The organism is Saxibacter everestensis, from assembly GCF_025787225.1.
GTDB lineage: Bacteria > Actinomycetota > Actinomycetes > Actinomycetales > Brevibacteriaceae > Saxibacter > Saxibacter everestensis.
Window position 1 is genome coordinate 744370 of record NZ_CP090958.1, and the last position, 14721, is coordinate 759090.

At 65.4% G+C, this 14721-nt stretch carries 9 protein-coding genes; 7 read left to right on the plus strand and 2 right to left on the minus strand.

The window, feature by feature from the left end:
• The first annotated feature begins 2 nt into the window (after positions 1-2).
• The 7 genes from aceB to LWF01_RS03720 all read left to right on the plus strand — a co-directional run bounded on the left by aceB (position 3) and on the right by LWF01_RS03720 (position 9676).
• Complete coding sequence (gene aceB, locus LWF01_RS03690; RefSeq protein ID WP_349639693.1) at positions 3-1628, plus strand: malate synthase A; 1626 nt, start codon at positions 3-5, stop codon at positions 1626-1628.
• Between the two features lie 223 nt (positions 1629-1851).
• On the plus strand, positions 1852-2448 hold the full coding sequence (locus LWF01_RS03695; protein WP_349639694.1) for a LemA family protein: 597 nt from the start codon (positions 1852-1854) through the stop codon (positions 2446-2448).
• Positions 2445-3326 carry a tRNA pseudouridine(38-40) synthase TruA gene (truA, locus tag LWF01_RS03700; protein WP_349639695.1) on the plus strand — a complete coding sequence of 294 codons (882 nt, stop codon included), beginning with the start codon at positions 2445-2447 and terminating at the stop codon, positions 3324-3326. Before LWF01_RS03695 ends, truA begins: the two co-directional genes overlap by 4 nt.
• Before the next feature lie 129 nt (positions 3327-3455).
• Entirely contained in the window at positions 3456-5846 is a 2391-nt protein-coding gene (locus tag LWF01_RS03705; protein WP_349639696.1) for a bifunctional metallophosphatase/5'-nucleotidase, read from the plus strand.
• 35 nt (positions 5847-5881) lie between these two features.
• A complete protein-coding gene (locus LWF01_RS03710; protein WP_349639697.1) occupies positions 5882-7579 on the plus strand; it encodes an ABC-F family ATP-binding cassette domain-containing protein in 1698 nt (565 codons plus the stop codon).
• Between the two features lie 97 nt (positions 7580-7676).
• Positions 7677-9173 (plus strand): AlkA N-terminal domain-containing protein, encoded by a 1497-nt coding sequence (locus tag LWF01_RS03715; protein ID WP_349639698.1) that lies wholly within the window; start codon positions 7677-7679, stop codon positions 9171-9173.
• On the plus strand, positions 9170-9676 hold the full coding sequence (locus LWF01_RS03720; protein WP_349639699.1) for a methylated-DNA--[protein]-cysteine S-methyltransferase: 507 nt from the start codon (positions 9170-9172) through the stop codon (positions 9674-9676). Before LWF01_RS03715 ends, LWF01_RS03720 begins: the two co-directional genes overlap by 4 nt.
• Positions 9677-9761: 85 nt before the next feature.
• Here the strand turns inward: LWF01_RS03720 and LWF01_RS03725 are convergent, their stop codons facing one another.
• Both LWF01_RS03725 and LWF01_RS03730 read right to left on the minus strand, forming a co-directional pair.
• The gene (locus LWF01_RS03725; protein ID WP_349639700.1) at positions 9762-11996 is read right to left on the minus strand and encodes a hypothetical protein; all 2235 of its coding nucleotides are present in this window, start codon (positions 11994-11996) and stop codon (positions 9762-9764) included.
• A complete protein-coding gene (locus LWF01_RS03730; RefSeq protein ID WP_349639701.1) occupies positions 11993-14560 on the minus strand; it encodes a DUF2339 domain-containing protein in 2568 nt (855 codons plus the stop codon). Before LWF01_RS03730 ends, LWF01_RS03725 begins: the two co-directional genes overlap by 4 nt.
• Positions 14561-14721 lie beyond the last annotated feature (161 nt).

Sequence of the window (14721 nt, forward strand, 5' to 3'; positions counted from 1 at the left end):
AGATGTCCAGGATTGAGATTCGCGGACCGCTGGGCCCGCGGTACGAGGAGATACTGACCCCGGAGGCATTGGCCTTCATCGCGGAGCTGCACTCCCGTTTCGCCGGTGTCCGGCACGACAGGCTGCTTGACCGGCAGAAGCAGCGCGCGGAATTCAGCAACGGTCGCAACCCCGGCTTCCGACCCGAGACGGCATCGGTCAGGAACGATCCGGCCTGGAAGGTAGCCGGCGCAGGGCCGGGACTGGAGGACCGCCGGGTGGAAATCACCGGCCCGGTCGACCAGAAGATGGCGATCAACGCCCTGAACTCGGACGCGCGGGTCTGGCTGGCCGATCTTGAGGACGCCACCTCGCCGACCTGGGCGAACGTGATCGAGGGACAGGTCAATCTGCGGGATGCGATTCGAGGTGAGCTGGAGTTCACCAACGAGGCGGGCAAGCACTACTCGGTTGGCGCCGAGACGCCGACCATCGTTGTCCGGCCGCGCGGTTGGCACCTGACCGAGAAGCACCTGCGCTACTTCGACCGCTTCGGGCAGGGTACGTCCGCGTCCGCTTCGCTGGTCGACTTCGGGCTGTTCTTCTTCCACAATGCGAAGGCATTGATCGAGCAGGGGCGCGGACCGTACTTCTACCTGCCGAAGCTGGAGAACCACCTGGAAGCGCGGCTGTGGAACGAGGTGTTCGAGTTCGCCCAGGAGTACGTCGGGCTCCGCCGGGGGACGATTCGGGCCACCGTGCTGATCGAAACCATCACCGCGGCCTTCGAGATGGAAGAGATCCTGTACGAGCTGCGCGACCACTGCGCAGGGTTGAACGCCGGTCGCTGGGACTACATCTTCTCGATCATCAAGAACTTCCGGAACCGGGCACGGTTCGTCACGCCTGACCGGAAGAACATCACGATGACCGCGCCATTCATCCGGGCATACACCGAGCTGCTGGTCGCAACCTGCCACCGCAGGGGAGCGCACGCCATCGGCGGAATGAGTGCCTTCATCCCTGACCGGCGGAATCCCGAAGTCACCGAACGCGCTCTCGAACAGGTGCACGCGGACAAGACCCGGGAGGCCAACGACGGATACGACGGAACCTGGGTCGCGCACCCGGATCTGATCCCGACCGCCCGTGCCGTCTTCGATCAGGTGCTCGGAAGTCGTCCGAATCAGGTGTCACGCCAGCGCGACGACGTGAGCGTCACCGCGGCCGAACTGGTTGACCTCGGTTCGATCACGTCCGTGGTGACGGATGAGGGCCTGCGTTCGAACGTGCGGATCGCGCTGCGCTACATCGAGGCGTGGCTGCGGGGTAACGGTGCCGTAGCAATCGATCACCTGATGGAGGATGCCGCCACGGCGGAGATCTCCAGGTCTCAGGTGTGGCAGTGGATCCACCACGAGGCTCGCACAGCAGAGGGCACCGCGATCACTGTCGGCGAGGTCGAAAGACTGATCGAGCAGGAACTCGGCGCACTTGACCGGCAACCGGAAGACAGGTTCGATGATGCGGTGAGCGTCTTCCGCCAGGTCGCCCTGGCCGAGGAACTGCCGACATTCCTGACCATAGCTGCGTACACCCAGTTCCTGGTCGAGCCGGCAACGACCGAGCAGCAGCGGAACGCCGCCTGAGCGTCGTCCCCGGGTAGCGGGAAGCGAAACGGTCCACCCTTGCGCCGACGTCGTCACTAGTAAGTGACGACGTCGGCGTGAAAGTGGACCGTTTCGTTTTGGCCCGCCGACCCCGGATGCCGATCGCGGTGCCGTTGCGGATCCCGATAAGCTCGTAGGCGGGGAAACACCCCTTCCAGGCATGCGAGCGAGGTAGTTGACGGATGTACGAAGACCGGAGCCGATGGACGGCGTGATCTTTGGCGTCGGTGGCGCCCTCGTGCTGACGCTCATCATTGGACTAGTGGTGGCCGGAGTGCTTGGGTACAACCGGCTGTCGATGCTGAACGATCTGGTCGGAGAGGCCAGGCGCCAGCTTGAGCGGACTCTTGCGCAGCGGCATGAGATCGTGCCCGATTTCCTGGCAGCCGTCCGCCGCGATGGCAACCGCTCAACCGCCCTGATCGAGTCCGTGATGTCGGTTCGTGAGCGCGCGTTGTCTGCAGGAACACTGGAAGAACGCGGTCAGCTCGAACAGGAGTTTTCCGGCGTGCTGCTTGGCGTCGGGCCTGACCGGGCTCGGACCATGCGTGAGAACCGGGACGAGGCCGGCTCGGCGCTACGGCATGAACTCGTCCGTCTGGACGGCCGGATTGCTGCGTCGGCTCGCTACTACAACGTGCACGTCGAGCGGTTCAATGCCCGGCGCAACACCCTGACCGGCCGGATACTCGGCAGCAGGTTTGCCCCGGCGAGTACTTTTCCGTTCCGGTCAGCGGACAACGAGCGCCGAGGCGAGCTCACCGGGAACGTTCCCGGCGTTGACGGGAGCCAGCAGTGAGGGACTACGAGGTGCCGGAGGGAAAGCAACGCGTGCGCCTGGTTCTCGGTTATGACGGCACTCGATTCTCCGGTTGGGCCAAGCAGCCTGGCCGGCGCACGGTGCAGGGCATCCTCGAGGAGGCACTGGCCCGGATCACCCGGGAGTCGGTGGCGACGGTAGTTGCCGGACGGACGGATGCCGGCGTGCATGCCCGGGCGCAGGAGATTCATTTCGACCTCAGCCGTGAAGCGTGGCACAAGATGCCGGGCCGTGCGGCTAGGCCGGCGGGTGAGGGCATGGTTCGCCGGCTGACCGGCGCACTCGGCGCTGTGCGCGCCGACGACATCGCTATCCATCGAGCGAGCGAGGCGCCGGCAGGTTTCGACGCCCGCTTTGGCGCGCTCTGGCGGCGCTACAGCTATTCAATCGCGGACGCGCCAGACATCGTTGACCCGCTTCGGCGCTCGCACACCCTGATACTTCGTGAGCGGCTCGACGTGGCAGCCATGTCGGCCGCGGCCAGGTCCCTGGTCGGCGAAAACGACTTCCTGTCGTTCTGCAAACCGCGGCCAGGTGCGACCACGATCCGCACCCTGCTGGACTTCGACTGGCAACGCGGACCGGACGGGATGATCACCGCCATCGTGAAGGCGGATGCCTTCTGTCACCATATGGTGCGCGCGATGGTTGGCGCCTGCCTCAAGGTTGGTCAGGGCACGCGAGACGTGACCTGGCCCCAGGAGCTGCTGGCCAACGCCAGCAAGGAATCGCCGATGTATGTCTCGCGGGCGCACGGGCTGGTGCTGGAGGAGGTGCGCTATCCCTCGGACGCACTGCTTGCCGAGCGTGCGGCGCTCACCCGGGCGAGCCGGGTGACCAACGACGAAGCCGACTGACGAATAGCCGCCGGGCACGATCTTCGCCTTGCGTTCATACTGTTTTCAGACTTTCGGTAGCGCGGCGTTGTGCTCGGCTGGCAGGCTGAGTTCATCGTCCCCGCGAACCTAAGAATGAAAGAGCCCCTCATGCCCCGATATCCCCTTGGGCGCGGCTGTGCCCTCGCCGTCACCGCGCTGATCGCCGGAAGCCTTGCGACGCCGGCATTGGCAGTTCAGGATCCGGCCGCCGTCGCTGCACCTGAAGGCACCAAGCTGCAGCTGCTGAACATCAATGACTTCCATGGCCGGATCGCTGAAAGCTCGGTCGCTCTGGCCCGCACCGTGCAGGAACAGCGCGGAAATGTGTCTAATACGGCCTTTCTATCCGCGGGCGACAATATCGGCGCCTCGACGTACGTATCGTCCAGTCAGGGCGACAAGCCGACGATCGACATCCTCAACGCCTTGCAGCTGAATGCGTCAGCGGTCGGTAACCATGAATTCGACAAGGGAACCGACGATCTGACCGGACGGGTCGCCTCTGCGGCGGACTTCGACTACCTCGGCGCCAACGTTTACAAGAAGGGCACCTCGCAGCCCGCCCTGGATCCCTATGCGCTCGTCACGGTCGGCGACGTCGACGTCGCGGTGATCGGCGTCGTCACCCGGGAGACAGCGAGCCTGGTCAGCCCCGGAGGAATTGAGGACATCGAGTTCGGCGCACCGGTTCCGGCGATCAACAAAACCGTCGAGGAACTGAATGACCTGCCGGAAGCCGAGCAGCCCGACGCCATCGTGCTTCAGGCGCATGCCGGCGCGACCGAAAGCGAAAGCGATACGACGCTGGAGGAGCAGCTGGCAAGGGACTCGGAGTTCGCCGACATCGTGAAGAACAGCAGCGCGGATGTCGACGCGATCTTCACCGGTCATACCCACAAGGAATACGCCTGGCAAGCCCCGGTCGCGGACGGCGACCGCACCCGACCTGTTGTGCAGACAGGTGAATACGGCAACAATCTCGGTCAGATCGTGCTGGAATCCAACGGTGACGGCAGCTGGGATGCAGCCACGGTGAAGAACCTGCCGACGAAGGACAGCACCTTCTCCGACCCGACCGTGAAAGAGGTCGAGTCGATCCTGGCCGACGCCGAAGCGAAGGCCGAGGAGACCGGCAGCGTGAAAGTAGGCGCGATCACCGAGGACATCAAGCGGGCGGAAACGTCGGACGGCAAGGAAAATCGGGGAGCGGAATCGACCCTTGGCAATCTGGTCGCTGATGCGCTCAAGGCCGGAATTGAGGACAGCCCGATCGCCGAGGCCGATTTCGGTATCACCAATCCCGGCGGCCTCCGCGACGATCTGCTCTATGACGGCAATGGCGAGGTGACGGTCGCCGAGCTCAATGCGGTGCTGCCGTTCGCGAATCAACTGGGCGTCGTCAGTATGCGCGGTGCCGACGTGATCGGTCTGTTCGAAGAGCAGTGGCAGCCTGAGGGGTCGTCCAGGCCGTTCCTGCATCTTGGCATATCCGAACAATTGAACGTGGTCTATGACTCCGCGGCGGAAAAGGGCAAGCGCGTTGTGTCGGTCGAGGTCAACGGAGAAAAGATCGACCCCTCGCGGACGTACCGGGTTGCGACGCTAAGCTTCCTGGCCACCGGAGGTGACAACTTCGGCTCGTTCACCAAGGGGACCTGGGAAGACTCCGGCACCATCGACTTCGACGCCTGGCGGGACTATTTCGCTGCCGAGTCACCGGTCTCGCCGGACAAGCAGGAGCGACAGGCCGACACCGCCCGTGACATCATCGCCACCAAGAAACTAGATGCCAGGGTGACCTCGGAAGGGAAAAGCCCGACGATCGAGGCCGGGGAACCAGCTGAATTCGCCTTCAACGCCACGGCAACCGAGGATCTTCCCGACGGCTACACCCTGACGGCGGACGCTCCCGAAGGCTTCAGCATCGCCATCGGCCAGCCCGGAAAATCGGCAGACCGAGCTGCCGGGGACAGCGCGGAGCTGCCGGATGGCTTCACCCGCGGTGAGAACACCCTGCCGATCACTGTCACGCCGGGTGATGGCGTGGAGCCAGGCAGCTATACGCTGCGCTTTTCGCTCGCGCTGCGTCCGGATCAGGGACCGTTCTTCGATAACAATCCATTGCCGTTGCCACGCTCGGTGAGCATCGACGTGGACGTGGTCCCGGCCGATGGCCCAGGCGATTCCGAGGGCGGAACGGAAGGCAGCACCGAAGGCAGTGACAGCACCGGTGATTCCGAGGGTGAAACGCAAGGCAGCACCGAGGGCGGCGACAGCGCCGGTGATTCCGAGGGCGGCACGGAAGGCAGTACCGAAGGCGGCGACAGCGGAACGACCGGAAGCGAGACTTCAGCCGATGGACGGGACGAGGATCTGCCCCGCACCGGCTCGGACGTGAGCCTGGCACTCGGGCTCTCCGGCGTTCTGCTGCTTGCCGGGGCGGTTGCTCTGCTGATCGCTCGACGCCGCAACCGACCCCAGGGCGGCGTAATTCGGTAGCAATGTGCTCCTGTTACAGGGCAGAATCGATCTCCGTGGGCTACATCGACGTCAATAACATCAACTTCCGGCTTGGCGATGGCAGTCCGCTGCTCTCGGAGGTCAGCTTCACGGTTGGCGATGGGGTCAAGGCGGCGCTGATCGGCCCGAATGGGACAGGCAAAACGACTCTGCTGCGTTTGATCGCCGGTGATCTGCCCGGCCAGGACGGCGCGGTAACGCGTCGTGGTGGCCTGGGCGTCATGCGGCAGTTCATCGGCCAGCTCCGCGATGATTCCACCGTGCGTGACCTGCTGATAGACCTTGCGCCGGCGGCGATCCGCGATGCTGCACGCGCCCTGGACGCCGCCGAGCTGGAGCTGATGGCGACCGATGACGAACCGACGCAGCTCAGATATGCGCAGGCGATCGCCGACTGGGGCGATGCCGGCGGATACGAGCAGGAGACAGTGTGGTCGAAGGTCACCATGGCGGCGTTCGGTCTCGAATTCGACGAGTGCCGGTGGCGGGCCGTCAACACGCTCAGCGGTGGCCAGCAGAAACGGCTGGCACTGGAGGCGCTGTTCACCGGCCCGGATGAATGTCTCTTGCTTGACGAGCCGGACAACTTTCTCGATGTTCCGGCCAAACGCTGGTTGGAAGACAAGCTGCGCAACTCGAAAAAGACTGTGCTCTTCGTGTCGCACGACCGAGAGCTACTCAGCAACGCGGCGTCCAGGATCATCACCCTGGAACCCGGTGCCGCCGGTGCGAGGTCGTGGGTGCACGGCGGCGGGTTCGGCACGTACCGCGCTGCCCGGGACGACCGGAACTCCCGGCTCGAGGAACTGCGCCGGCGCTGGGATGAGGAACATGCCAAGCTGCGCGAGCTGGTGCAGATGTACAAGCAGAAGGCCGCGTACAACTCGGATATGGCGGCACGCTATCAGGCAGCGCAGACCAGGCTCCGGCGTTTCGTCGACGAAGGGCCGCCCGAGGTCCGGCCGCCGGAGCAGAGCCTGAAAATGCGGCTGCGCGGAGGCAGGACCGGCAAGCGGGCCATCGTCTGCCAGAATCTTCAGCTGCTCGGCCTGGGCACGTCGCACAACCGGGAGCAATTGCGCCCATTCGACCTCGAGGTCTTCTTCGGCGACCGGGTCGCGGTACTTGGACCGAACGGCACCGGGAAGTCCCACCTGATCCGTCTGCTCGCCGCCGGGGGCAGCGACCCGGACATCGAACATCGGCCGGTCGGTGATATCGAGATCGCACCGGTCGAGCACAGCGGGACGGCGCGGCTGGGCGCCCGCGTGCGGCCCGGATGGTTCGCGCAAACCCACGCTCACCCCGAGCTGGTAGGGCGCACCTTGCTTGAGATTTTGCACCGCGGCGACGAACACCGGAACGGGATGGCGCGGGAGGCGGCGAGCCGCGCGCTCGACCGTTATGGCCTGGCGCATGCGGCAGAGCGCAGCTTCGAACATCTCTCCGGCGGCCAACAGGCCCGGTTCCAGATCCTGCTGCTCGAGCTGTCCGGGGCGACCCTGTTGCTACTGGATGAACCGACGGACAACCTGGACCTCGACTCTGCCGAGGCGCTGGAACGGGCCCTGGACTTCTTCGAAGGCACCGTAGTCGCGGTTACCCATGATCGGTGGTTTGCGCGAGACTTCGATCGATTCCTCTACGTCGGCTCGGACGGCAACGTCCGGGAGACCGCCGAGGCGCTGTGGGACGGGCAGGCTCTGGTGTAGTCGCTTTCGCTGTCGTTAAACGTCTGCACTGACTGTGATTGACTGCGCTGTCGTTTTTTCGCTAGTCCCGAACGTGCGCAGCGGACAGAATGGAGCCATGCAGATAGAACAGTTGGGCGAGGATGGCTGTGTCAAGGCGGTGCAGGGCAAGGACGCCCGCTTCGATGGCAGGTTTTACACCGCGGTGCTGACCACCGGAATTTACTGTCGGCCTAGTTGCCCGGCACGTACTCCGCTGGCCAGAAATATGCGCTTCTATCCGAGCGCGGCCGCCGCGCAGGCCGGCGGATTCCGGGCGTGCAAGCGCTGTCGGCCGGATGCGACGCCCGGAGCGCCTGACTGGAATCTGCGCAGCGACCTGGTGGCGAGAGCAGTCCGGCTGATTTCCGACGGGGTGGTGGATCGCGAAGGAGTAGGCGGGCTGGCTCGGCGCCTCGGATACAGCGTGCGGCAGATTGAGCGCCAGCTATACCAGGAGCTCGGTGCAACCCCGCTCGCCCTGGCTCGAGCCCAGCGGGCGCAGACGGCGCGGGTGCTGCTGGAATCGACCGACCGTTCGATAACCGAGATCGCCTTCAGCGCCGGCTTCAACAGCATCCGGAGTTTCAACGACACCATGACTGCGGTGTACGCGATGACTCCCGGTGAGTTACGGAGGGCGGCGAACCAGCCGTCGGTTGCGGTCCGGGGGAGCATCGCCCTGCGGCTGCCGTTTCGGAAGCCACTCAACCCGAGCAACCTGTTCGGGCACCTCGTGGCGACCGGCGTTCCGGGCATTGAGGGCTGGCACGACGGGGCCTATCGGGCCACTCTGCGTTTACCCCGCGGCACCGGCATCGTGGCGCTGCGCCCGCAACCCGACTACATCGTCTGCACGGTGAACCTCGCCGATGTTCGCGACCTGGCTGCGGCGATCAGCCGCTGCCGCTGGCTGCTTGACCTCGACGCGGATCCTGAGCTGATCGATTCGACCCTTGCCGCCGATCCTGCGCTTGCGCCGCTTATCGACGCGGGACCGGGCAGGCGAGTGCCGCGCATTCTGGATGGCGAGCAGTTCGCCATCCGTGCGGTGCTCGGGCAGCAGGTATCGACCGCGGCGGCCCGCACCCATGCCTGGCGCCTGGTTGAAGCGCTGGGAGAACCGGTGGACGATCCGGATGGCGGCCTGACCCACGTTTTTCCGACGGCCGCGGCGATCAGCGAGGCGGCTGACGACCTGCTCGCCATGCCGGCACGCCGCAGGGACACGGTGCGGGCGATGGCGCGGGCATTGGCAGCAGCTGAACTCGAGCTCGGACCGGGCGCAGATTGGGGACGTGCCCGCGACGTACTTGCCACGATGCCGGGCATCGGGCCGTGGACGATAGAGAGTATCGCGATGCGGGCGCTGGGCGACCCCGATGCATTTATCGCCAGCGATCTGGGCATCAAGAAGGCAGCCGTCGCTCTCGGCCTGCCAACCGGTTTGCCGGCGCTCCAGGAGTACTCGCTGCATTGGCGGCCTTTCCGCGCCTATGCGGTGCAATATCTGTGGACCGTGGCGCCGCACGCCATCAACCAGCTACCCGGACAGGAAGGTCAGGAGCAATCGTGAATTTCACCGTGATCGAGTCGCCCATCGGTGAGTTGACTCTGGTCGGATGCCGGGCCGGCCTGACCGGACTGTACATGACTGAGCACCGGCATGCGCCGGACGCGGCAACATTCGGGGAACCGCTGACCGGTGCGTGGGCACGCGCCGAGTTCGGCGCCGCGATCGATCAACTCCAGGAGTACTTCGCCGGAGAGCGAACCGAGTTCGACCTGCCGCATGCCGGCCGGGGCACGCCATTCCAGCGTTTGGTGTGGAAGGCGCTGTGCGACGTTCCGTATGGACAGACGATAAGTTATGCGCAACTAGCCGCCCGGATCGGAAATCCGCAGGCAGTGCGCGCCGTCGGCCTGGCGAACGGCCGTAACCCGATCAGCATCGTGGTGCCCTGTCATCGGGTGATCGGCGCCAATGGCTCGCTGACCGGGTATGGCGGCGGCGTCGACCGTAAGCGGTTCCTGCTCGACCTGGAGAAAATGAGCACCGTGCCTGCGTTGCTGCCGTGACGCGTCAGTCGTGGCTAAGGTGTCGAACTTCAGTTATTTCCGACGTTTCGCCGCCAAAGGCACGACTCACCATCGGGCTCAATGCTCAGCGCGGCGTCGAGGCCGACAGCGACCGGACGTTGGTCGTCGGCGGGGTGGCGCCGGCATCGTCAAGCATTGCCTGGGCCGCCGAGACGTGCGCTATCGCCGGGATCAGCATCAGGATGCCGACCGCCGGGACCACGATCCCCGAATCATTGAAGATCGATCCGAGGATCAGCAGCACAAACAGCGACAGCAGGCCGGTCTTCAGCAGCGGAACTGTCTGGTACGCGCGGGTCAGGGTGGGCAGCCTGAACCTGGCCGGCGCCGCTACCAGCAGCACGACCAGGGCAACCGCGATCGGCAGCAGCAACGTCATCCAGTTCTGGGTCAGGATCGCCATGTTCATGTCGACCTTGCGCCAGAGCACGCCGCCCGCTTCACCCTCGAGGATCGTGGCGAAGAATCTGCCGAAGTGCGTGCGATCGCTGACCGGACGAAGCCAATCCAGGTACAACAGCGCCACCATCAGCGCTGCTGCGCCAACGACGATGATCGCGGCGCGCCGAATAGTCAGTCGCAGCCCGGCCGCTGCCAGGGTGAGCAGTGCAAAGCCGATCACAATGGTTGGAATCGAACCGAACTTGGTGCCGAGTCCGGGGGTGCCGAGCAGGATCGCGGCAAGGATGCCGATCACGATCACGACACCGGCCCGCACCGCCGGGCGTTTGGCGAAGTAGGGGAGTTGCAGCAACGCGACGATGCTCAGCACCAGTGCCGTCGTGAACAGGGCATAGGCGGAATTTCCGATGCCGTAGAACCGCGAGGCGGTCAGCAGCGGCTCGCCCATCAGTGTCGACATCTGCAGGCTTGAGCCGGTCAGCACATCGATTGCGAGTGTTGCCGTTGTCACCGCCGCGACGGCCCCTAGTGGCCCGATCAGTTTCCGTTTCCACGGTCCCAGCAGGGCGACTGCGGTCAGGACTCCGGCGAATGCCACTATCCAGCCGATCATGGCGAATTCCGCGTTCGCGGCTCGTTCCCAGGGCGCGAGGTTGACCAGGTACGTCGAAATCGGCACAGAGGCGAAGAACAGGCCGACGGATTTCACCAGCGGCAGGACTCTTTCCCGGTGATTGCGCACGGTGAACACGGCTGTGGCTCCGAGGCCGATCATCAGGAAGCAGAAGACTGGGAAGAACCAGACGCTGAGGTTGAGCTGGGCGTGGACCGCGTTCTGCCGGTCGTGCATCGATTGGATCCGCTCGGCTGCCGACTCGGGTGAGTGTGCCACCGGGGTGAGCCTCGCGCCGGCCAGGCTTTCCGGAACGTCGCGGTCGAACTGGGCGAGCAGGGTTGGGGTGAAATCGAGGGCCTGGATCAAACCCGGCTGCCTGGTCGATTGCGAGGTCAGCAGTGCAGGCGGGACGTCGGGCGTCTGGGTGGCGGCGAACTGCATCTGTGCCGTGCCCGAACCATCGGCCAGGCTGGCCACCATAACGGATGTGCCCGAGCCAGCGCCGGCCAGCGCGGAGCCTAACCGCTGGTCGATCGTGCGGAGTTGTTCCTGATGTGCTGCCGGGCTCCCGGTCCCCGCAGCGTTACCGAGGTCGAGCACCAGCAGGTCAACCCGGTCCAGCTTGGTGGAGACCAGATTCTGCAGTGCGCCGGTCGCTGCCGGAACGGGGGAGTAGTCCTCGATCAGGCCGTCCCGATTTGCGAGCCCAATCGCGGCGCCGGGGCCGATCGCCGCCGTCTCGAGGCCGGCGAGGCGATCGCCGAGCAGCCCAGGCTTGGCATCGTAGTGATCTGCCTTGGCCCGCTCGAGGTAGCTGGACCAGTTCGGCACCGCCGACGTTTCCGGTTCGGCCGGCATCCGGCATGACGCGGCCGGGACGTCCGCGGCGCGGCGTCCTGCGCTCAGGCCGAGCCAGCCGTCCACCGGACAGCTCGATGCCCGCACGCTCCGAGCGGTCAGGCTGCCGACCGAGCCGGTTTGGGCCAGGCGGTAAAGGGTGGGCGTCGTCTCCGGCGAGATATCCTGCCAGGTCAGGCCGGCGACCCCGACAAACAGGGTGTTTGGCTGGTCATCAGCTACTTTCGGGGAAACCCGGGGCAGCTGGGCCGGCAGTGCGGGGTAAGTCGACTGCGCGACCGAGGCCGACTGCGCGGCCGTAGCGCCCTGCACGCCGATTCCGGCCGTCGCGGCGAGAATCAGTAGCAGCACTATCAACCGTCGCCGGCGACCGTGCAAAACCGCCGCCCGTCGCGGACGGGTGGGCAGCAGGCCCGGCGTCATTTCGTGCCTCCGACGCTTCCGGCCGCTGTCGCCCGTTTCACCGGCGGCGGGCTATCGGCGGAGGTCATCTCCTTGACCTTGCCCGCATTCAGCGCGACAAGCGTCGGAATCAACAGCATCAGGCCGGTGGCCGGAACTGCGATCCCCGAGTCGGTGATCACCAGACCGGCGAGCAGGGCGAGCATCGTGGCGCAGAACCCGGCCCGGATGGCCGCGGAGTCATCAAGGACGCTCGGCAGGACGCCGGCCCACCGCTGGCTCAGGCGCCGGGTGCGTTGCCAGCGGTAGCACCATCCAAGGAACAAGCCCAGCACAAGCAGAGCGCATGGCACTATCAGCGACAGCAGCGGGTTGATCGAGATGATCGACAGGTTTGCGGTGAGCTTCCTGCCCAGCACGCCGAAGACCTCGCCATCCAGCAACTGGCCGAAGAACAGGCCGAAGTGTGACCGCTGTTCCGCCGGCCGCAGGTAGTCGAGGCCGGCAATCCCGACCAGCGCGGCGAGGGCGACAACCCCGACGATCAGCAACCGGCGGAAATTCAGCCTGATCTTCAGCAGCATCAGCACGAGCACGATGAAACCGGCCAGCGCGGCAATGGTTCCGCCGAACTTCGCGCCCCACGATGGATTGCCCAGCACGCCGACGCAGGCAACCCCGATGGCCGCCGAGACCAGGGCGGCGCGACGGCTGTGGCCGGTCCGAACCAGCGGCGAAACAACCGCGGCAGTTCCCATCAGGGCGCCGACGATGAATAGCGCCACGGCCATGTTGCCGAGACCGTAGAACCTACCCGCGACGATCGGGTTGTAGCCGAGCAAGGAGTTGAGCTGAAGCTGCGAGCCCGCGGCCACATCCACGCCAAGGGTGATCGCCGTCAGCAGTCCGAGCGCACCGACCCGGCCGAGCCAGGATCGGCGCCAGGGGCCGGCGAGCACCACGGCCAGCACGGCTGCGGTCGCGACGACCAGGCTGCCGAGCAGGGCAAGTCGCGGCGAGGTGCTGTCGGCCCACGGCACCAGATTCGCCAGGAACGAACCCAGCGGGATGGCGGCAAGGACGAGTCCGACCCAGGCCAGCGCGGAAGCCCGGCCGCTGGATGCCGCGGCGCGATTCAGTCTCGAGCTTCGCCATCCGGCGAACAGCCCGATGCCGAGCAGGCCGAAGAAGATGTAGTGCAGCGTGTCGAGGAAGATCGAGAACGTCCCGGTGCTGCCGTGCACGATAGACGAGGCGGTCGCCTGAATCCGCAACGCTTTCACACTGTCTATCGTGGCGACGTTCGGCGTATCGTCATCGGTGATTTCGGTGGTCTTCTTCGCGTACTGGGCGGGGGTGCCGATGAAGTCGCCGTCCCGGCCGTACCCCATCAGGTTCAGCATTGTCGGCGTCATATCGGTCAGCTGAACGAGTCCCTCGCGCCGGGTCGACGCCGATGTAAGCAGTCCTTCATTGCCACCAGGCTGGCTGACCATCACGGCCCGCAACGCGGGATCGCCGGACGAGTCGGATAGCCCGGTCACCATCACCGCGGTGTTCTCAGGCGTGCTGGCAAGGTACTTGCCAAGTGCTGCATCTGCAGCGCTGAGCTGCCGCTCGTGCAGCGCGTCCGCTGCCCGGGCGACCTCTTCGGCGGTTGGTTCTGGTGCGGCGGGCGCGTCGGCGGTGCCGTCGTCCCGCTTTGGCTCCTGGCCAGGCAGGACATTGCTCGCGTCGCCCCCGCTTGTCGCCACGGTGGAATCCGAGCCGGGAATCCAGCCGGAATCTCCTAGTGCGCCGAGGTCGACCATGGTGAGTGGACACTCATCGAGGGAGTCGGGGACGCTGCCGGCCGGCAGGTACTTCGGCACATTCCCTTGTGCGTCCGCCAGTGCCGTTGCCGCGCCGGCGCCGATCGCCAGTGAACAGGAGTGGCCCATGTCGGCGAGAGCAGCGGACAGCTGCCCCGGCACGGCGTTGTAGTCACGAGCCGCATTGAAAAGGGTGTAATCCTCGTAGCCATCGACGGTGGCCGACACCGGCGTGTTCCGATCTGACTTGCCGGCCGCGATGTCCGGCATCTGCGGGCAGCGCTGCTCCTGGTCCTCGGTGATCTGCGTTCCGGATCGTCGCCCCGCGCTGATCGTCAGCCAGCCGTCGACCGGGCAACTCGTGCTGCGGACAGTGCGAACCGAGAGGTTGCCGAGAGCGGATCGTTCGGCCAGCTTCCAGAGATTCGGCGTCTTGTTGGGATCGATATCGTCAAATGTCAGTCCGGCAAGCCCGAAGACCACGAGTGGATCGTTTCCGGAGACTTCCGCTTCCGGGTCGGTGGGCTTCGTCGGATTGACATCGGGGACGTCGACCGGCGGAACCTCCGGGTCGACAGGCCGATCGGTTTCGTCATCGCTGGCATTGTGATCAACAACACCGGTCCGGGTGCCGCCGACGGTTACGGCGGCCATCGCAGGAAGGACTGCGCTCGGCAGGATCAGGGCAAGTGTGGCGAGAAGGGTCGCCACCATCCAGCGCCGACGTGACGCGGCATTCCGCCTGGTCTGGTACTCGAGCTGCATGGGTCTCACATCGTAAGTTTACCGGTCCCGGGCGGCCCTGCTTGGGTGAGCGACGTCGATACACCTATGATGAGAGCCGACGGCCGGCTTCACTTTGCTTACCTGCCACAACGTCGGGTATCTTTAGAGGTCGTAATGTGCGTTCGCTTACGCACCACTTAAAAGGTGGA

Coding starts and splice junctions, on each gene's coding strand:
- aceB (WP_349639693.1), top strand. CDS start 3: ATGTCCAGGATTGAGATTCGCGGACCGCTGGGCCCGCGGTACGAGGAG.
- LWF01_RS03695 (WP_349639694.1), top strand. CDS start 1,852: ATGGACGGCGTGATCTTTGGCGTCGGTGGCGCCCTCGTGCTGACGCTC.
- LWF01_RS03705 (WP_349639696.1), top strand. CDS start 3,456: ATGCCCCGATATCCCCTTGGGCGCGGCTGTGCCCTCGCCGTCACCGCG.
- LWF01_RS03715 (WP_349639698.1), top strand. CDS start 7,677: ATGCAGATAGAACAGTTGGGCGAGGATGGCTGTGTCAAGGCGGTGCAG.
- LWF01_RS03725 (WP_349639700.1), bottom strand. CDS start 11,996: ATGACGCCGGGCCTGCTGCCCACCCGTCCGCGACGGGCGGCGGTTTTG.